Genomic DNA, 19086 nt, shown 5'->3' on the forward strand with positions numbered 1-19086 from the left:
TCTAAAAGCGGTGCCATGAGTGAACTGAATGCCAAAATTCCGGTAGGCCCCTTAGCGGAAAAATGGACGACTTATAAAAATAGTATCAACCTGATAAGTCCGGCGAACAAACGTTCGCTGGATGTTATAGTGGTTGGTACGGGTCTGGCAGGAGGATCCGCTGCGGCGACCTTGGCGGAATTGGGTTATAACGTAAAAGCCTTCTGTTTTCAAGATTCGCCACGTCGGGCACATTCGGTCGCGGCACAGGGAGGCATCAATGCAGCCAAGAACTATACAGGCGATGGCGATTCCGTCTATCGTCTTTTTTACGATACTATCAAAGGAGGCGACTACCGTTCACGTGAGGCCAATGTGTACCGTTTGGCCGAGGTGTCTTCCAACATTATCGACCAATGTGTAGCCCAGGGCGTGCCCTTTGCGAGGGAATACGGGGGGCTTTTGGCCAACCGCTCCTTTGGGGGCGTACAGGTATCCCGTACCTTTTATGCCAAGGGTCAAACGGGGCAACAGTTGTTGCTGGGGGTCTATTCGGCCCTGAACCGACAGATAGCCCGCGGAAAAATCGAAATGTTCAATCGGCACGAGATGTTGGATGTAGTTTTATTAGGCGACAAGGCCCGTGGTATAATTTCCAGAAATTTGGTGTCCGGAGCGATAGACCGACATTCGGCCCATGCCGTTGTCATTGCCTCTGGTGGTTATGGAAACCTATTCTACCTATCCACTTATGCCATGGGCTGCAACGCTTCCGCCGCTTGGAAAGCCCACAAACGGGGTGCTTTTCTGGCCAATCCCTGTTTTAACCAAATCCATCCCACGGCCATTCCCGTAGGTGGCCCGAATCAGTCGAAACTGACCCTTATGTCGGAATCGCTTCGCAACGACGGGCGCATATGGGTGCCAAAAGATCAAGAAGATGCCAAGGCCCTTCGTGAAGGTGTTAAACAACCGAACGATATCGCCGATGCAGACAGGGACTATTATCTGGAAAGACAATATCCCGCCTTTGGTAACCTAGTCCCCAGGGATGTAGCGTCAAGGGCCGCCAAAGAACGCTGTGATGCAGGTTATGGGGTCAACGTTACCGGGCAGGCCGTATTTTTGGATTTTCATTCCGCCATATATCGCTTCGGAAAAGAACAGGCTCGCATAAAAGGACTTGACACTGATGATGATCGCTTGATAACGCGTTTGGGCGAGGAAGTCATCAAGGGAAAATATGGTAATCTTTTTCAGATGTACCAGAAAATTATAGATCAAGACCCCTATAAAACCCCCATGATGATCTATCCGACGACCCACTATACTATGGGCGGACTTTGGGTGGATTATAATTTGATGACCACCGTGCCAGGGCTATTTGCCATTGGAGAGGCCAACTTTTCAGATCATGGCGCCAATCGTCTAGGCGCCTCCGCTTTGATGCAGGGTCTTGCGGACGGTTACTTTATCCTCCCCTACACTATAGGAGATTATCTTTCACAGGATATCGGCACTGGAAAAATTCCGACGACAACGATCGAATTTGAGGAGGCGGAATTGCAAGTTACCGAAAGGATACACCGATTGATCAACAACAAAGGTTCCCATCCCGTGGATTATTTCCATAAAAAATTAGGAACGATCATGTGGCAGTACTGTGGCATCAACCGGAACAAAAAAGGATTGGAAACCGCAATGGAAGAAATAAAGTCCGTTCGCTTAGCATTCTGGGAAAACGCGATCGTTCCCGGAACGGCCGAAGAATTCAACGAAGAACTGGCCAAGGCCGGTCGTCTGGCCGATTTTTTGGAACTGGCCGAACTGTATGCCAAAGATGCCCTTTTCAGAGAAGAATCCTGTGGCGCGCATATGAGGGAGGAATTCCGTACCACCGACGGCGAAGCCCTACGCAACGATACAGATTTCGCCCATGTTGCTGCATGGGAGTACAAGGGCGAACCCAGAAATGCCCTGTTGCATAAAGAAAAACTGGTCTATGAAAACATTGAAGTGAAGCAGCGAAGCTACAGATAGCCCATGAAAATAGCAGGTTTGAAATGAGCCACATTAATTCTTCATACCCACCGAGACGATTATTGGCCAATTACATCTGAACTATAAAAATCAATAAGAATCAACGGATGAAACTAACATTAAAAATTTGGCGACAGAAAAGTCCGGAACACAAAGGGAAGTTGATCGAATACCGTATAAATGATGTCAACCCCAATGATTCATTTCTGGAAATGTTGGATACGCTCAACTATGACCTTATCTTAAAAGGAGAGAACCCGGTATCATTTGACCATGATTGTAGGGAAGGTATCTGTGGTATGTGCTCCCTTTTTATCAACGGTAGGCCGCACGGTCCCGATAGGGGAATCGCCACATGCCAATTGCACATGCGTAGGTTCAATTACGGCGACACCATCTATATTGAACCGTTTAGGGCCAAGGCTTTCCCGGTCATCAAGGATTTGGTCGTGGACCGTTCCGCCTTTGACCGGATACAGCAAGCAGGCGGCTATATTTCCGTGAATACTTCCGGTAATCCGCAAGATGCCAATACCCTACCCATAGAAAAATCGGTTTCTGACAATGCCTTCGATGCCGCGACCTGTATAGGTTGCGGGGCCTGCGTAGCGACCTGTAAAAATGCTTCGGCCATGCTTTTTGTCGCTGCCAAGGTATCCCAATTTGCCCTGTTGCCGCAGGGAAAAATAGAGGCCGGCGAACGGGTAGCCCATATGGTAAAACAGATGGACGCCGAAGGCTTTGGCAATTGTACGAACACCGGGGCTTGTGAGGTGGAATGCCCCAAGGAAATATCTCTTGAAAATATCGCCCGAATGAACAGGGAATACCTAAAAGCAAGTCTAAGCAGATAAAATAATTTGAATTTTTCTTCTTGTGCCCCAAATGACCTTCGTCATATTAAAAGGATTTTTTCGTAATTATCTTTAATCCTTAGAAGTATGAAAAATTCCCTACCCGACTCCTGTCCCCAGTCCCGGTCTGCAGGTTCATTGGAATAAAAATAAAAATCCGGACTCATGAAAAAGATTCTATTGCCCACCGATTTTTCCGATAATGCCCAAAAAGCTATCGACTATGCACTTTACCTTTTTGAAAAGGAAACATGTACCTTTTATCTGTTGCATGCCTATTTTAATGTGCCCTCTGCAACTGGAAATAAAATGACCGCCAAAGAAGATTTGAAACAGCTGGCGCAAACTTTAGAGGCCAAAAACAATTCGAAACACCTTTTTAAAACGATTATGGAAACCGATTCCGTAATCAACTTGGTTAACAGAACGGTCATCAATAAGGGTGTGGATTTTGTCTTTATGGGCACCAAAGGATCGTCGGCCATGCGTGAGATATTGATTGGTGGCAACACTACCGATGTTTTAAAACACCTTGTCTTCTGCCCAGTAGTTACCGTTCCCGAAGGGCATGACCACGGTTTACCGGAGGAGATCGTCTTCGCCACCGACTTTAAGCATCGTTTCGAAAAACATGAATTGGTGCCGTTGATTATTCTAACAAAAATTTGGAATTCGAGATTGACCGTAGTACACGTCCATACCGAAAAGGAATTGAACGACGACCAAAAACAAAATAAGGAACTGCTCAAACAGGGTCTAAAACCAATAAAATCAAAGTTCATGGAAATAAAAATGGAAGATACGATTGCCGGCACCTTGCGGAATTTTGAACGGGAAAAAACCGAAATCGGTTTGCTCGCCCTTTTAAGGACAAGGCATGGATACTTTCAAAAATTATTACGGGAACCCGTAGTTCGAAATATGGCCTTTCGAACGGAAGTACCTTTTATGGTGCTTCCAATCGTAGAATAACCTAGTTCTTTCATCCACTATCCCATACCTACTTTACAACGAACGGAACCTCGAAATAACCCAGAAAAATAATTGCGGCACCAAAACTTAATCGCAATTTTACGATTAATAAAGGAGAAAAACGAGATCAGCAAAGACAGAGAGGTTTACCGACCTTCAAAATGAAATAGCTCTGTTCTCCAAAGCTTTTGGCCATCCTGCGAGAGTGGCCATTTTGTAACGTCTTTTCGAAATAAAGCTTTTCAGCATTACGGTTTATGCAGAAAAAGGGGGGACGAAAGAGGAAAGACCAAAAGTAACCCTTGCCGAAATTCATACTTCGGATCATGTGGGCCAACAAGCGGATGTTGTTGATTTTATCAAGTTCATCGATGGTACTGTTTGAAGCTCGGTCATTGCTTGAAAATTGAATACGGAAATTTTATTTTCGATTTTAGTCGAAAATAGGAATACCATTGAGTTTCGCATTGGCAGTGTCATCCACTCGATTAAGCCTTTTTTTTTCTTAAATTTGATTATGGGAGCATCCAAATTAAAAGCTGGTAAGCGTAAGAATAATAATTACGCAAATGTTCTAAAGGGCTTACACAAAGAACTAGTGCAGCTTCAGGAATGGATAAAATCAAAAGGACTGAAGGTGGTAATTATCTTTGAAGGAAGGGATGCCTCAGGTAAAGGCGGCGTAATAAAACGAATTACTGCTCCATTAAACCCACGTTCATGTAAAGTGGTCGCTCTAGGCATACCTACGGAAAGGGAAAAGACGCAATGGTATTTTCAGCGGTATGTGGCACACTTGCCGGCAGCAGGTGAAATGGTGATTTTTGATCGAAGTTGGTATAACCGGGCAGGAGTGGAAAAAGTAATGGGTTTTTGCACTGAGGATGAATACAATGAGTTTTTGCGCTCTTGTCCGTACTTTGAACGCATGCTGGCCAGATCGGGTATAATCGTACTGAAATATTGGTTCTCAGTGAGTGACGAAGAACAGGAGAAGCGCTTTAAGAGCCGTATAAAAAATCCTTTGAAACAATGGAAATTTAGTCCTATGGATTTGGTGTCGCGTTCCAAATGGTTGGAATTCTCCAAAGCTAAAGACGACATGTTTGCCCATACCGATACCAAACAGGTACCTTGGTTCGTAGTGAATGCCGACAATAAGAAAAAAGCACGATTAAACTGCATTAGCCATATTTTGAGTCAGATTCCATATGAAAAAATGGATTTCCCATCCATAAAGCTGCTTCCCTTGCCCAGAAAAACTAGTTATGTGCGCCCTCCGATGAAATATCAGACCTTCGTACCTGAAAAGTACTGACTTTGATACCCTGTTGCACACATTTGTATAGCGACGTAACACCCATTTGGGTATTTTTAATATTATCCATTCAATATAAAATTCATCCCTGAAAGAATATGTTTATTAACTCAAATTAGTCAAGAAAATCTGGTAACTTATTTCCTCTTTCATCCTTAAAAATATCAAAGTAATTTGCTATTAATTTACATTACTTTACATAAATAAGTATAGAAGGAACCTGATACAATCATTCTACCTGTTTGTCGTATGATAAAAAAGTCATTTTTTTATTCGTTCTTAGTTGTGCTTGCCATTGTTTTGGTTTTTTACCCCGATTTAGAGCCAATTCTCGCAGGAGTCGCCATTTTACTTTTCGGCATGATCATGTTAGAGGAAGGATTTAAGGTTTTCACTAAAGGTCCTCTCCAAAACATTTTAAAAAAAGCGACGGAGAAATTGTACAAAAGTATTGCTGCCGGAGCCTTGGTCACCGCCCTGATACAATCAAGTTCATTATTGTCGATAATTACCATTTCATTTATAAGTACCGGCTTAATAAGCCTCACCGGTGGAATGGGACTCATTTTTGGGGCAAATATCGGAAGTACGGCCACAGCTTGGCTTATCGCGGGTTTCGGTCTGAATATAAATATATCGACACTGGCAATGCCCATGCTCGTATTCGGCATAATTTTCTCAGTACAGAAAAGGGTTTCGCTAAGGGGAATCGGGAATGTTCTGGCAGGACTGGGTTTTTTTTTCTTGGGGATCCATTACATGAAAGAAGGTTTTGATGTTTTTAAGGAATACATCGATCTTAATCAATATGCGATTCCGGGGTTCTTAGGGATAGTGGTCTATACAGGAATAGGTATTGTCGTAACTACTATTTTGCAATCAAGCGCAGCGACCATGGCGTTGGTCTTAACTGCTTTGGCAGCCGGACAAATTGAATATGAGAATGCCTTGGCACTGGCCATAGGTGCAAATGTTGGTACTACAATCACTGCAATCTTAGGTTCCCTAAGTTCGAACATGGCGGGGAAAAGACTTGCCGGTGCGCACTTGATATTCAATGTGGTTACGGGGATTATTGCCATAGCCTTCATATATCCGCTTGCTGACCTGGTGAAGTATCTTTCCGATGCGGTCGGCATTTCAAGCGGTAATTTTATGCTTCGATTGGCGATGTTCCATACGCTTTTCAACGTGTTGGGCGTAATCGTAATGCTACCGCTCATGAAAACGATTCAGAAGTTCTTGATGCGGTTTTTCGTTGAAAAGGATGATAAAGGTATCGAAGAACCCAAATATTTGAACGAAACCATCCTGCAGTTTCCGGGTACGACGGTTTCCGCACTTGTGAAAGAATCTAAATATTTATATGAAAATGCAGTTTTTGAAATCGTCGCGCACGCCCTAAATATTCATAGAACGGATATTATATCCGAGCTAAGTCCCAAAGAAATCGTCGAAAAATCTAAAATGGATTTGAATGCGGATGTCCGCAATCTATATTACAATAAGGTAAAAACTATCTATGGTGAAATAATAAGGTATGCCACCACGGCTCAAGGCACTTTAAACCTGGGCAAAAATCAGATCGACCGAATTTCCGAGATAGTCGTTGCCAATCGTAAGATGGTGGAAATAATAAAAGCAGTTCTGGAAATGAGTATAAATGTTGACTTATATCGAGATTCGAAGAATGTTCACATGGTCGATCAGTACACTAAGTTTCGGAAAAAAATCATTAAGGTGCTGCGTGTCATTTACCTGTTCAGGACCCTTGAAGATAAAGAACAGCATTATAATAAACTTTTGGCACTGAGAAAGAAGGCGAAAGAGCGAAAGCATAAAACCAATAAATCTATAAATAGCCTTATAAGGGAAAATCTGATCGACGCCAAAATGGCCTCTTCCTTAGTAAATGACAAGGATAATCTGAACGATATCATTAAAAACTTGATTTCGGTCGCAGAACTTCTCTATGTAGAAAAAGACTCTCTACTGGAGAATGGCAAACAATATCATACTGCGGAGGCGAGATTCGTTTGAAATTTCTGTGAGCTACTCATCTAGGTCAAGAAGCTCCTTTGAACGTTGATGTTCCTCGTAATATAAATTTAGGATGTTCATATTGGCCATAATCAAATCCTTGGTTTCAAGGAGTATGCTGAAATAAAGGGTGGTGTTCTTAGGACTAGAGTCTTCGGTCCGAGTGCGTTCGACCTGTTTTTGTATGGACTCTTGAACGCTTTCGAGCAGGGCCTGTTTTTCTTCCATAATCGGGGGAAAAATTCTATCGAACGTTCTGGTCTCGAAAACTTCCCTTATTTGGTCGAAAAGTTTAATAAGCCTGTGATTGATGGCCAAAAGTTCCTCGGCCTGTTTTTTCTTTAACACCTTATGGTTGTTATTAACATGTTTATGACTGACATTTGCTATAAAACTTGACGATTGGGCCACATCCTGTATGCTTCCGATGACATCGATGTAAAATTTACTGGCATTCAAATAAGAATCATCCAAATCTTTAATGAAATAAAAGATATCATTTTGTAATTCCTCTATTTCGGATTCCAATTTGACCACCATGTTCTTCGCTTTTTTAAGGGCATCCAAGTCTTGATTGATCAGTCCAACCATAGTGTTATTAATTATCTTTCCAACTCTTTTTAGGGACTTAGAGATGTTATCCGCAGTTTCTTCAATAACACCGTGAATAGAATTGCTTTCCGCTTTAATCAAGCTGTCTTCGGCCCTAACCTCCCTTGTTTTCTTTACATGTTTAATGTAGTTTCTTGTCAACAATAAAATGGCCAAAAGCAACAATACAGCAATCATTGTTCCACCACCCAGATCGATCAAATACGCAACCGTACCAGCTGCCACAAACGCGCAAATGGCCGTAAAAAACCATCCCCCTATGACGTTCAATACCCCGGCAACCCTGTAAACAGCACTTTCGGCACCCCAGGCCCTGTCTGCAAGGGAAGTACCCATGGCCACCATAAAGGTAACATAGGTAGTCGACAAGGGTAGTTTCATTGAGGTCGCTATTGAAATCAACATACTGGCAACCATCAGATTGACCGCGGCACGTACCAAATCAAAGGCGGGCAGGTCATGCGTTTTCCCCCTGGAAAGCGCGATAGAAGGTTTTACAAATTGTTTATCTATTTTCTTTTGGATGGAATCTGGAATCACCGTGCTGGTATATTTTGAGGCAAGCAGTGTAAACCTCACCAAGTTCCGCGACAAAAAATTTGGACTAAAACGTTCTTGGGTCGCTTCCTGACTCGAAAGGTCAATAGAGGTCTTGACCACTTTCTTTGCCTTACTTGAAAACCATAAGGTCAGCACCATGATCAAACCGGCGATCAGAAGAAAAATTGTGGGGGTAGGCACCTTTTCGTCCAAGACATCCATTGCAAACTCGGTAGCCGGCATACCCGAAGCCACCCAGGCTTCATACGATTGCCAAGCGGCAATAGGAACGCCAATAAAATTCACCAGATCGTTGCCCGCAAAAGCCAAGGCCAACGCAAAGGTGCCCACAGCAATAATGAGCTTGTATATATTTTGTTTAAATACCGTTATGACCAAATAGGATAAGAGCGACCAAATAATAAAACTGAACGTTACGATCAAGACCGTTCTACCTTCTATTAGCGGCTCGATTTCCGTGTAAAAATCCGAGCCCTGTAGTCCCTTTACAAAAATGAAATAGGTGATGGCGGACAAAGCAATACCACCGAAGACGGCACCCACCCAGTTAGCTTTCTTTTCAAAGTTGAAAGACAGTAAGACACGGGAAACATATTGTACTGCTGCGCCAACAGAGAAAGCTATAACGACGGAAAGCAGAATTCCTAGAATTATTTCCGTAGCTTTTATAGTATTGATATAATTCAGAACTTCGGAAAAAGAACCATCATTGGCACCGATTTTTATCAGGGCCATGGCTACGGCGGCACCTAACAATTCAAACACAATAGATACCGTAGTTGAGGTCGGCATACCTAATGTATTGAAAAAATCGAGTAATAAAATGTCCGTAATCATTACGGCCATAAAGATGATTATGATCTCACTGAACATGAACTCACTAGGCACGAAAATGCCTTTTCGCGCAACCTCCATCAGCCCGCTTGAAAACAGGGCACCGCAGGCGATACCCAAACTGGCAACAATTATAATGGTTCGAAATGAAATGGCCTTCGAACCTATCGCAGAATTTAAAAAGTTGACGGCGTCATTGCTAACCCCTACAATAAGGTCTGCAATAGCCAAGAAGGCCAAGGCTACTATCATCAAAAAGTAAATGTTATCCATAATCAATACCGTTCCAACCAATAGACGAATCAAGCCGAATTATTGTAATTTAAAGGTAATGGGAATACTATAGGGTACCTTTACCGGCCTACCCCTTTGCATACCCGGGGTCATTCTCGGTATTGCCGCAACAATGCGCGTTGCTTCCGCTTCTAAATTTTTATCGGGACCCCTTACCCTAACATCGGAGATGTATCCTTTATTGTCTATGGCAAATTGTACGAACACCCTGCCTTGCACCCCCATTTCCACTGCAACTTCGGGATACTTGAATTCCTTGGCCACATGCTCCTGAATCTTTTTTTGGAAACAAACTTTTTTCGCCTCATTGGTCATACTATCCTCACAACCAGGGAAAACAGGTACGTTCTCAATAACTGAGAATGGCACCGATACCTCCTCTTCTTCTTCTTCGACTACAACATCCTCGACCTTCATAACCTCTTCTATAACCGACTCCTGGTTTGTTTCGGTACTTTCGATAATCGTTTCCTCAATATCGTCATTGTCCTCCACGATTTCTATGACTTCCGGTGCTGACGGCGGCGGCGGCGGCGGCGGTGTCTTGATTTGCTCTGTTATAGGTACGTCTTCCAGTATATCGTCGGACACGTTCATCGCTTCCACAACAAATTTCTCTTTTTCGTAGGTCTTATATTCCAAGGCTCTCCAAGTGAAGAAAAGAACAAGGCTCAGGCCAATTACAAAGTAAAGACCACTGTTTCGATTCAGGTCGACTTTCGGATTTTTCTTAATTTGCATGACAGAAGGGTTTGAACGGATTACTTTCTTAAAATTAATTCTGTTTTTTTGGAATTCATATGATATTTATCAGTTACATCATTATCTAGCGAAACACTAATCTATTGTTCATCAGTAATCTAAATGAAACTTGAATGCTTAAGTTTTGGTTGGTCCCAAATCGGGTTTTTTCAATTGGGACACCTTGGTAGCGTTGCCCTGAAGTGACGCATTTCATATTTTTAGACAATATTGCTGCGGATGTTATCCCAGTCCAGTATAAAAATGATACTTTTCACAAATCAAAATGCTGTAGTTAGCTAACTTTTTCATTTAAGTTCCAATACGTTCAAATCATCACATCCCATGGCTTCTAAAAATACGTTTGACATAGTTTCTCTAGGCAACGCGTCGATTCCTTCGCCCATACATCTAAGTAAAACTGCCGGGGAGAAGATTTTCAGTTTTGTAGAGGACAGCGATAGAATGCTTATGGATGTCTCTTTGGCAGATTTCAATTCGTGTATCCGCAATAACACACAACCGAATTGTCTGGAAAAAGCCGGACCGCGTGAAGCGCTATTTTTTGACCCAAAGAGCACTACGGCGGCAATTGTTACCTGTGGTGGACTTTGCCCAGGGATCAATAATGTAATCCGCAGTCTGTTCATGGCGTTACATTATTTTTACAAGGTTGAGCGAATCATCGGAATTCGGTATGGATATGAAGGACTGATACCTGGAAATGGGCATGATTTTTTGGAGTTTACGCCAGACATAGTAAAAGACATCCATGAGTTCGGAGGTACCCTATTGGGTTCATCACGCGGAGCGCAATCCGTCCCGGAAATGGTCGATGCCCTTGAAAAAAATAAAATCGACATATTGTTTACCATCGGTGGCGATGGAACCCTCAAAGGTGCAAATGCTATCGGGGAGGAAATCGAAAAACGGGGTTTGAAAATCGCCGTTGCCGGAATTCCTAAAACGATAGACAACGACATCGACTTGCTCGATAAGTCGTTCGGGTTCGAGACGGCCTTCGATGTCGCAAGCCCCATCATCAGAAATGCACACAACGAAGCTACCGGAGCTTTTAATGGCATTTCCATCGTAAAATTAATGGGAAGGGACAGTGGCTTTATAGCAGCATCGACCGCCATAGCTATGCCGGTGGTCAATTTTGTGCTCATCCCTGAGATCCACTTCGCGCTAGATGGACCAAATGGTTTTCTGGAAGCCTTAAAAAAGCGAATAAATCTCAAACACCATGCGGTAATCGTAGTGGCCGAAGGAGCAGGACAAAATCTTTTCGAGACCGGAACGGAAGAAGTACACGACGCGTCCGGAAACATAAAACATCAAGATATCGGCCTATTTTTAAAGCATCGGATAAAACAGTATTTTGATACTATCGAGACCAAAACCACCATTAAATATATTGATCCAAGTTATATTATTCGCAGTGCGCCAGCCAATGCAAACGATAGTCTCTTTTGCAATAGGCTTGCCCACCATGCCGTACATGGGGCAATGGCAGGAAAGACGAAATTTGTAATAGGCCGGCTCAACAACAGGTTTGTATACATTCCCATTTCAAAAGTCGTGAACCAACGTAAAAAAATCGATATGGAGGGCGAATTTTGGTTTGCTGTCCTTCAGAGTACAGGTCAGCCCTTCTCGATGAAGTAAAGAATACTATACCAGTTTCCATAATATCGCTTTACTATCTATTAATAATTGGAAACTTTAACCCCGTTTCTTGCTTTCGCTACGGCCTGTGGCACACGAGTTAGCAACTCTCATTAAATATGGGGTTGGCCGTTGTACAATCCTCGTGATTCCTCATTATCAGCGGATTCTACAGTGTTTTAGATGGTGCTTTCCAGCGATGTGGGAATCACGACAAAAAGCCTGGCCCTGATAGATATCGAAGCTTGACCGATGTGGGGGCAACTCCTGGTCTTCTTTATCATACTGGACTTCGTACAGTGGTTTACCCATATTTTACTGCACAAATACCAGTTTCTATGGCGATTTCATGAAGTATACCACAGCGTTAAGGAAATAGGTTTTGCGGCACATCTTCGCAATCATTGGATGGAAAATATCCTTTACAAACCCTTAAAGACTTTTGGGGTTATAATTTTTGGTGGTTTTGAACCCGAGCAGGCCTATCTCGTCCATTTCTTTGCTATCGCCATTGCGCATTTTAATCATTCGATCACTAAGATAACCTGGGGGGCCTTTAGAGTTTATTTTTGAACAATCCTGTCATGCATTTATACCATCACGCATACGATTTGCCAGAAAGCGAATACGACGTCAATTTCGGGATCAGCCTTAGCCTTTGGGATTACCTCTTCAAAACGAATTATATTCCCCAGACCGGTGGAAAGATCAAATTGGGGTATTCTGGCGATGAACGCTTGCCCAAGGATTTTTTCGGACAAATAACCCACGGTTTCAAAAGGAAAAATAAGTATTAAGACTTCTAAGAAATAAAATTTGGCTCTATTCTATTTTTGTGCGCTCCATTCCCCATACCCCCCGGAGTAGTCGAATATGGTCTTGAATCCCATCTCTTTTAATTTCTGGCTTGCTTTTTTACTTCTACCGCCCATTTGACAATAGATGTAAACAGGTTCCTCTTTATCAAGATTTTGGAATTTTTCGGTAAACGCGGGATTGTCTAAAAAGTCAATATTTATCGCATCACCTATATGTCCGGCATCATATTCTTTCAAGGTACGGACATCAACGAGTTGCACATCTTTCCCGATTACTTCGGTCTTGACGGTTTCAATATCGATACTTATAACCTGGCCGTTGCTCTGAGAAGTGCACGAAGTTGTACAAACAAGTAAAAGTAAAATGATTAGGTTTCTCATATTTTAAATATTCAATCAATATAATTACACATTCAGAGTTAGATCGTTGTCGGACAAACATACTCCGAAACGGGCACTTTTGCCTCCTTGATGGCATCAAATCCACCGGTAACATCGATGAGATTGTGAATACCCCTACTTTTTAAAATGGATGAAGCAATCATACTACGGTATCCGCCAGCGCAATGCACAAAGAAGGGTTTATCGTCGGGAAACTCGGCCAAATGATCGTTCAGGTAATCAAGCGGGGTGTTATTGGCCTCCAGTACATGTTCGGATAGATATTCACTTTCCTTTCGAACGTCGAAAACCGGTGCCTCATCTTCTTCCAATACTTCCCTCAAACCATCGGCACTCATTTGACTGACCGAATCATATTCCATTCCGGCCTTCTTCCATGCGTCGAAGCCGCCTTCCAAATAACCCAAGGTATGGTCAAATCCGACACGGGAGAGTCTTGTTACGGCCTCTTCTTCGCTTCCTTTCGGAGCGACCAAGAGTATGGGCTGCTTCACATCGGCGATCAGGGCGCCGACCCATGGAGCGAAATCTCCATTGAGGCCAATAAAAATAGAACGCGGAATATGGCCTTTGGCAAAATCGTCTTGATGGCGTACGTCAAGTACTACGGCTCCAGTCTCGTTCGCGGCGGCTTCGAAGGCACTGGGCGCAAGAGCGTGGGTGCCCCTTGCTAATACCTCGTTGAAATCATCGTAGCCTTCTTTGTTCATTTTGACGTTCAAGGGGAAGTATTTCGGGGGCGGCAACAATCCGTCCGTTACCTCTTTTATGAATTCATCCCTGGTCATATCGGCCCTTAAGGCATAGTTCATTTTTTTCTGGTTGCCGAGGGTATCGACGGTTTCCTTCATCATATTCTTTCCGCAGGCCGAGCCGGCACCATGGGCAGGGTAGACGATGACATCGTCGGCCAAAGGCATAATCTTTTCGCGGAGGCTATCATATAGAAATCCCGCTAGGTCCTTTTCGGTCAAGACGCCCATTTTTTGTGCCAGGTCGGGCCGGCCGACATCTCCCAAGAACAACGTATCGCCGCTAAAGATCGCATGATCTTTTCCGTTTTCATCCCGAAGTAAGAACGTCGTGCTTTCCATCGTGTGTCCCGGGGTGTGCAGGGTAACAATCGTAATGTCACCCACTTTAAACTGCTGACCGTCTTTGGCAATAAGGGCTTTGAAAGATGGGTTCGCGTTTGGTCCATAAATAATAGAGGCTCCCGTTTCCTTGGCCAACGAGACATGACCGCTCACAAAATCGGCATGAAAATGGGTCTCAAAAATATATTTGATCTTTGCATTGTCCGAATTAGCGCGATCGATATACGGCTTGACCTCGCGCAAGGGGTCTATAATAGCGACTTCGCCCCTACTTTTAATGTAATATGCACCTTGTGCCAGACAGCCGGTATACAATTGTTCGATTTTCATCACTCTCTATTTTTTACTTTGCGTGTTCAAATATATCGTATTTGTAACAAAGCTTACCCTGAAACATTCATCGCATCATAAATTTCAAAGACATAGGTATCGAGTTGAAAAGGTCGGATACTTTATTTTTAAAGCGGATCGGCTGTAGAATCGGCACCCCCAGTGTCGAGTCGAAACGGCACCGTCTAGAACGCAAAACATCGACGATATCGACATTTATCAAGATGAAAAAATAACCGGTCTGATCTTGACCAATCTTTTAGGCAATGCCGTAAAATATTCCCCCGAAGACCGCGAAATAGATTTAAAGGTGCATCTTACGGACGACAAAATCGCTTTCCATGTAAAAGATCAGGGCATCGGTATCCCTGAAAAAGAACAAAAATACATTTTCGATAGATACTTTAGGGCCGAAAATGTATTGACGGCCCAAGGCACGGGTATCGGCCTGAACATCGTAAAAGGACATATAGAGAATTTGGGAGGGAAAATAAATTTTATGAGTAAAGAGAATGTGGGGACTACCTTTTCGGTAGAATTGCCGTTGAGGAACTAGACTATGCAGTTCCGGTAAAAAAGTAATGTAATTCGAATTATGGCAAAAAAATATTCTTTATAGAAGATGACCCCATCCTACTTGAAAACACGGCAGTTCTTTTAAAACTTTCCGATCATGAGGTGCAAACGGCATTTCATGGGATTATGGGTGCGGGCGACTATCTGACCAAACCCTTCGAAGAGTCGGAACTAAATGGGGCCATTGAGAGCCGTCTGGCCAAAATGGCGATTCTGAACGATAATCCTAATAAGAACTTACCCACAGCAATTTCCAAAAAAACGATACACGACCTCACAAACTGTATCGATGACAACGGACAAAGGGAAGAATTTAAATCAGGAAAAACCGTATACCGCGAAGGCACGTATTCCAATACATATTTAGTGACCCATGGCATCGTAAAGAGGCATGAATTAGACCGCAATGGCAAAGAACTGATTACCGGTATATTCAGTGCAGATGATTTTTTCGGATTTGGTTCGTTCGTTCCCAACAGCTCACACAGCGACTACGCCACCGCAATGGTGGTTACGGTTGTGGTCGGCATCCCGGCCCAAACGCTTAAAAGTCTTTTGGAACAAAACCCCGACCTAATCCTAAAGCTAATCCAATTTCTATCGGAAAATCTCACCAACGCCAAGACCCAACTATTGAAAATGGCCTAGGGTTCCGTTCGGAAAAAAACGGCAAGTACCATTCTGAAATTTGCCGAAAAAATTCAAATGGATTCCAAGGAAAACCTTCATATTCTTCGTAGCGATTTGGCCAGTGTCGCGGGTATGGCGACGGAAACATTGATACGAACGCTTTCCAGCTTTAAAAAAGAAGGTCTTATCGATATCGAGGAGCGGAGTATTCGAATCTTAAATTTCGAGGGCCTGAATCGGGTTAAATAACAGCGATATGATTAATATCATTTCCTGTCCGGTCGAACCGCTCTAAATTTACGTTTTTAATCCAAAATTAAGAACGGCATGAAGCACATCCTTATTCCCACCGATTTCTCCGAAAATGCATGGAACGCCATTACCTACGGCCTTGAAATGTTCAAAAAAACGAAATGTACGTTTTATCTGGTTCACGTCAACCCAATTCCGGCCTATTCCGGTGCGGGCACCTCCCTGCGTTCTTCGGATCCCGGTTTTAGAGACTCCCTTTTAAAGCAAAGCAAACTAGAACTACGGCAATTGACAGATCGTATACACAAAGTTATCCCGCTTAATCCAAAACATAACTTTATCCCTTTGGCTTTCTACGATTTTTTCGTGGATGCCATAAAACGGGAGGCAGAAACCAGAAAAATCGATTTGATTATAATGGGTACCAAGGGGGCAACGGGACTAAAAAAAGCTACTATAGGAAGCAATACCGGCGATGTCATCACGAAAGTGGCACATCCGTTATTGGCCGTTCCGGAAAATGCGGAATACACTACCCTAAAGGAAATCGCTTTTCCTACTGATTTTCAAATCGGCTATGACATAAAGGTATTGGACACCCTTATTGAAATAGCCACCATGAACAAGGCAGAAATCCGTATCATGAATGTTTCAAAAAACGGGAAGAATCTGACCGAAGAGCAACAAAAACATAAGGATTTTCTAGATGATTATCTCGTCGATATCGATCATAGTTTTCATTCCCTCACAGAACTCAAACTCGAAACCGCAGTTCAGGCCTTTATCGAAAGCCGTGATATCGACATGATTGCCATGGTCGCCAAAAACCTCAACTTTTTTCAACGGATATTATTTCGCCCAGACGTGGAGAAAATCAGCTACTACACCCAAGTGCCGTTTTTGGTATTGCACGAGTAGCGAATGGTCCGAACTTTTTAAGTCCATAGACCTTGATTAAACCCTTTGTCCTTTCAATTCCGCTACGAGTTGTTTGATATGTTGATTGCGCAATAACCCACCAAACTCTATTTCAAACGAAGGTAAATGAGGGGCCGCGTTCGCTTCCACAAGGGTAGGACCACTTGGAGTGATTGCAACATCCCAACCTATAAATCGATCCGGTATCACCGTAACGCCCTTTAGGACTTCTTCACAAGCTTCTTTAAAATAGGGTATTTTAAAACCTTCAAGTTTAAACCCACTGTCGGGGTGTTCATAAATCTCACCTCCGCCGTAATCAAGAAAATAGCGTCCCATCCGTTTTAACGTGCCACTAGCAACGTTCACTCCAACTACAAAACCTCCTGAACTTGCATTATCGACAACACTACTACCAACCCCAAATCTCATAGCAGCACCAATAATTTCAGCTTGGCCTGAAGAAGTTATCAATGATATTATTCTCATGGTAGATACCGACCTATTGTGGATTTTATCGATTTCTTCGTGCTGTTTTATGATCTTCGTGTGAACGTAAGACCCTTTGAATATTAAATCGATTATAGCATCTATTTCTTTTTTCAGATGGTTTCGGGTCAATTTAAAACAGCCCTTTCCGCCATAGTCGGATAGCGGTCGAAGAAATAGACCTTCTAACTTATTTGCCTTAAAGACATTTTCAAAAAACTCGATAAGTTCAGCTTTACCAAATATTTGCCTATTCGTATTGTTGTAATGGAAACTGTTTCCAAGATTATAGCTGACTAACTTTGGGGTATGAAGTGAAGATTTTTCCAATAACAGCGAAAAAAATAATTTGTTGTCCAATAGTGATCGGTAAGCAGGTTTGTGCAAAAGTTTACTATTTCCGATCGCGTTAATTTCTCCAGTGCTTAAATAATCCAAATAATTTTTGACTTCCTTTCTGTATAAGTACTTAAAATAATAAAATGGAATTTCCCTCTTGGCCTTAATAATGACGAATACCTCTTTAATTATCTTGAAAAAACTCTTTTTATTTGGGTCATTGATAAAAACCTTAACTCTCCCAATATTATTAAAATTGCGCATACCATTAGATAGTAAGGTGTCATAAAGTCTGACGCCCTAAATTAACCATTTAGAAAGTTTCCAGTTCTTAAAAATATAAAGTTTTATAGGAACGTTCGTAAAATAAAAATTTGGATAGACCTGTATTTCAATCGATTGTGTTAAAAGACATATCCAATCCCTATGAAAAACGTACGCTCATCGTGCTGATAACCCGCGGAACATCAATGTTAATGGGCCTTAGAATGATATATTGGCGCAAACCCTTATGAACCCATTTTTCTGTTATACTAATCGTTGTAATAACGTCAATACCCACAAAGGTTGATGAATAGCTTTGCATATTAAATCTAAAAAACATACAAATGAAAAATCTTTATCGAGGGAATTCCAATAAGGCCCAGCTTGGAAATAAACGTACTGGGAAAACAACAAGAAACGCTTTGTTACTAGCCGTCACCATGGTATTCGGGGCAGTGGGTATTTCGAACGCACAGCTAAGCAAAGGAGATGTGATGTTGGGAAGTGATTTTGGCAGCGGGCTGGTCAGTACCAGCAATAATGGTCTTTTTGGTTTAAATTTCGGTCTAAACGACGGTGCAGGGTACAACGTAGGTCTTAGCCCCAAAGTCGGTTTTTTTATAGCGGACAATTTTTTGATCGGTGTCTCCACCAATCTCGGGTTCACTAAATCTCCCGAGGTCAACGGTGTGTCGGCCAAATCTACGGTATACGGCATTCAGGCCTTGTCAAGATACTATTTGTTTCCTGGGGAAGTTGGGGTCGAAAACTTGTTACAAAGAGGTCGCTTTTTCGTAGAGGCCAACGGTGGTATTTCGGGCGTCAATATTAAAGATGGCCCTTCCACTAATGGTTTTGCCCTTGGATTCGGACCTGGCTATTCGTACTTCATTACCGATAATGTTGCTTTGGAAACTACCTTGAAATACAACGGTTTGGCCGGTGGCGGGGACACAAGTTATCAAAATAGCATCGGATTGAATATTGGTATCCAGATATTTTTGCCTGCTTCCGAAGCGGAGAATATCATCGATCGCGAAACTAATAACTAATAG

16 protein-coding genes and 2 pseudogenes are annotated in these 19086 nt (G+C 42.7%); 13 read left to right on the top strand and 5 right to left on the bottom strand.

Features of this window, described 5'->3' with window-relative positions:
* Nucleotides 1-15: 15 nt before the first annotated feature.
* From BLT07_RS11070 to BLT07_RS11090, 6 genes and pseudogenes are all read left to right on the top strand, one after another.
* Nucleotides 16-2019 (top strand): fumarate reductase/succinate dehydrogenase flavoprotein subunit, encoded by a 2004-nt coding sequence (locus tag BLT07_RS11070; protein ID WP_091868646.1) that lies wholly within the window; start codon nucleotides 16-18, stop codon nucleotides 2017-2019.
* A gap of 107 nt (nucleotides 2020-2126) precedes the next feature.
* A complete protein-coding gene (locus BLT07_RS11075; protein ID WP_091868648.1) occupies nucleotides 2127-2873 on the top strand; it encodes a succinate dehydrogenase/fumarate reductase iron-sulfur subunit in 747 nt (248 codons plus the stop codon).
* 165 nt (nucleotides 2874-3038) lie between these two features.
* Nucleotides 3039-3845 (top strand): universal stress protein, encoded by an 807-nt coding sequence (locus BLT07_RS11080; protein WP_091868650.1) that lies wholly within the window; start codon nucleotides 3039-3041, stop codon nucleotides 3843-3845.
* A gap of 130 nt (nucleotides 3846-3975) precedes the next feature.
* Nucleotides 3976-4062: pseudogene (locus BLT07_RS21365) on the top strand (transcriptional regulator); the annotation flags it as partial.
* A gap of 300 nt (nucleotides 4063-4362) precedes the next feature.
* Nucleotides 4363-5163: a polyphosphate kinase 2 gene (gene ppk2, locus BLT07_RS11085; RefSeq protein WP_091868998.1), complete on the top strand. Its 801-nt coding sequence runs from the start codon at nucleotides 4363-4365 to the stop codon at nucleotides 5161-5163.
* Nucleotides 5164-5412: 249 nt separating this feature from the next.
* Nucleotides 5413-7203, top strand: a complete 1791-nt coding sequence (locus BLT07_RS11090) for a Na/Pi cotransporter family protein (protein WP_091868652.1) — start codon at nucleotides 5413-5415, stop codon at nucleotides 7201-7203.
* Between the two features lie 12 nt (nucleotides 7204-7215).
* Here BLT07_RS11090 and BLT07_RS11095 read toward each other — a convergent pair whose 3' ends face one another.
* Entirely contained in the window at nucleotides 7216-9483 is a 2268-nt protein-coding gene (locus BLT07_RS11095) for an inorganic phosphate transporter (protein WP_091868999.1), read from the bottom strand.
* Nucleotides 9484-9522: 39 nt separating this feature from the next.
* A complete protein-coding gene (locus BLT07_RS11100) occupies nucleotides 9523-10245 on the bottom strand; it encodes an energy transducer TonB (protein ID WP_091868654.1) in 723 nt (240 codons plus the stop codon).
* 345 nt (nucleotides 10246-10590) lie between these two features.
* Between BLT07_RS11100 and BLT07_RS11105 the strand changes: the two genes are divergently transcribed.
* Both BLT07_RS11105 and BLT07_RS11110 read left to right on the top strand, forming a co-directional pair.
* On the top strand, nucleotides 10591-11916 hold the full coding sequence (locus tag BLT07_RS11105) for an ATP-dependent 6-phosphofructokinase (protein ID WP_091868656.1): 1326 nt from the start codon (nucleotides 10591-10593) through the stop codon (nucleotides 11914-11916).
* 152 nt (nucleotides 11917-12068) lie between these two features.
* Nucleotides 12069-12713: pseudogene (locus tag BLT07_RS11110) on the top strand (sterol desaturase family protein); the annotation flags it as partial.
* 30 nt (nucleotides 12714-12743) lie between these two features.
* Here BLT07_RS11110 and BLT07_RS11115 read toward each other — a convergent pair.
* Nucleotides 12744-13115 (bottom strand): rhodanese-like domain-containing protein, encoded by a 372-nt coding sequence (locus tag BLT07_RS11115; protein WP_091868658.1) that lies wholly within the window; start codon nucleotides 13113-13115, stop codon nucleotides 12744-12746.
* A gap of 38 nt (nucleotides 13116-13153) precedes the next feature.
* Complete coding sequence (locus BLT07_RS11120; RefSeq protein WP_091868660.1) at nucleotides 13154-14563, bottom strand: MBL fold metallo-hydrolase; 1410 nt, start codon at nucleotides 14561-14563, stop codon at nucleotides 13154-13156.
* 232 nt (nucleotides 14564-14795) lie between these two features.
* On the opposite strand from BLT07_RS11120, the gene BLT07_RS11125 reads away from it, so the two are divergent.
* The 4 genes from BLT07_RS11125 (at nucleotide 14796) to BLT07_RS11135 (ending at nucleotide 16939) form a co-directional block, all read left to right on the top strand.
* Nucleotides 14796-15119 (top strand): sensor histidine kinase, encoded by a 324-nt coding sequence (locus tag BLT07_RS11125; protein ID WP_262503251.1) that lies wholly within the window; start codon nucleotides 14796-14798, stop codon nucleotides 15117-15119.
* Nucleotides 15120-15241: 122 nt separating this feature from the next.
* Nucleotides 15242-15787, top strand: coding sequence for a Crp/Fnr family transcriptional regulator (locus tag BLT07_RS21635; RefSeq protein ID WP_317040754.1), 546 nt, complete (start codon nucleotides 15242-15244; stop codon nucleotides 15785-15787).
* 30 nt (nucleotides 15788-15817) lie between these two features.
* The gene (locus BLT07_RS21640; RefSeq protein WP_317040760.1) at nucleotides 15818-16018 is read left to right on the top strand and encodes a helix-turn-helix domain-containing protein; all 201 of its coding nucleotides are present in this window, start codon (nucleotides 15818-15820) and stop codon (nucleotides 16016-16018) included.
* A 78-nt stretch (nucleotides 16019-16096) separates the two neighbouring features.
* The gene (locus tag BLT07_RS11135; RefSeq protein WP_091868664.1) at nucleotides 16097-16939 is read left to right on the top strand and encodes a universal stress protein; all 843 of its coding nucleotides are present in this window, start codon (nucleotides 16097-16099) and stop codon (nucleotides 16937-16939) included.
* 36 nt (nucleotides 16940-16975) lie between these two features.
* Here the strand turns inward: BLT07_RS11135 and BLT07_RS11140 are convergent, their stop codons facing one another.
* Nucleotides 16976-18031 (bottom strand): sugar-transfer associated ATP-grasp domain-containing protein, encoded by a 1056-nt coding sequence (locus BLT07_RS11140; protein ID WP_091868666.1) that lies wholly within the window; start codon nucleotides 18029-18031, stop codon nucleotides 16976-16978.
* A 344-nt stretch (nucleotides 18032-18375) separates the two neighbouring features.
* On the opposite strand from BLT07_RS11140, the gene BLT07_RS11145 reads away from it, so the two are divergent.
* The gene (locus tag BLT07_RS11145) at nucleotides 18376-19083 is read left to right on the top strand and encodes a hypothetical protein (protein ID WP_245726524.1); all 708 of its coding nucleotides are present in this window, start codon (nucleotides 18376-18378) and stop codon (nucleotides 19081-19083) included.
* The last annotated feature ends 3 nt before the right edge of the window (nucleotides 19084-19086 follow it).

The sequence above is a fragment of the Pricia antarctica genome (assembly GCF_900101815.1).
Lineage (GTDB): Bacteria > Bacteroidota > Bacteroidia > Flavobacteriales > Flavobacteriaceae > Pricia > Pricia antarctica.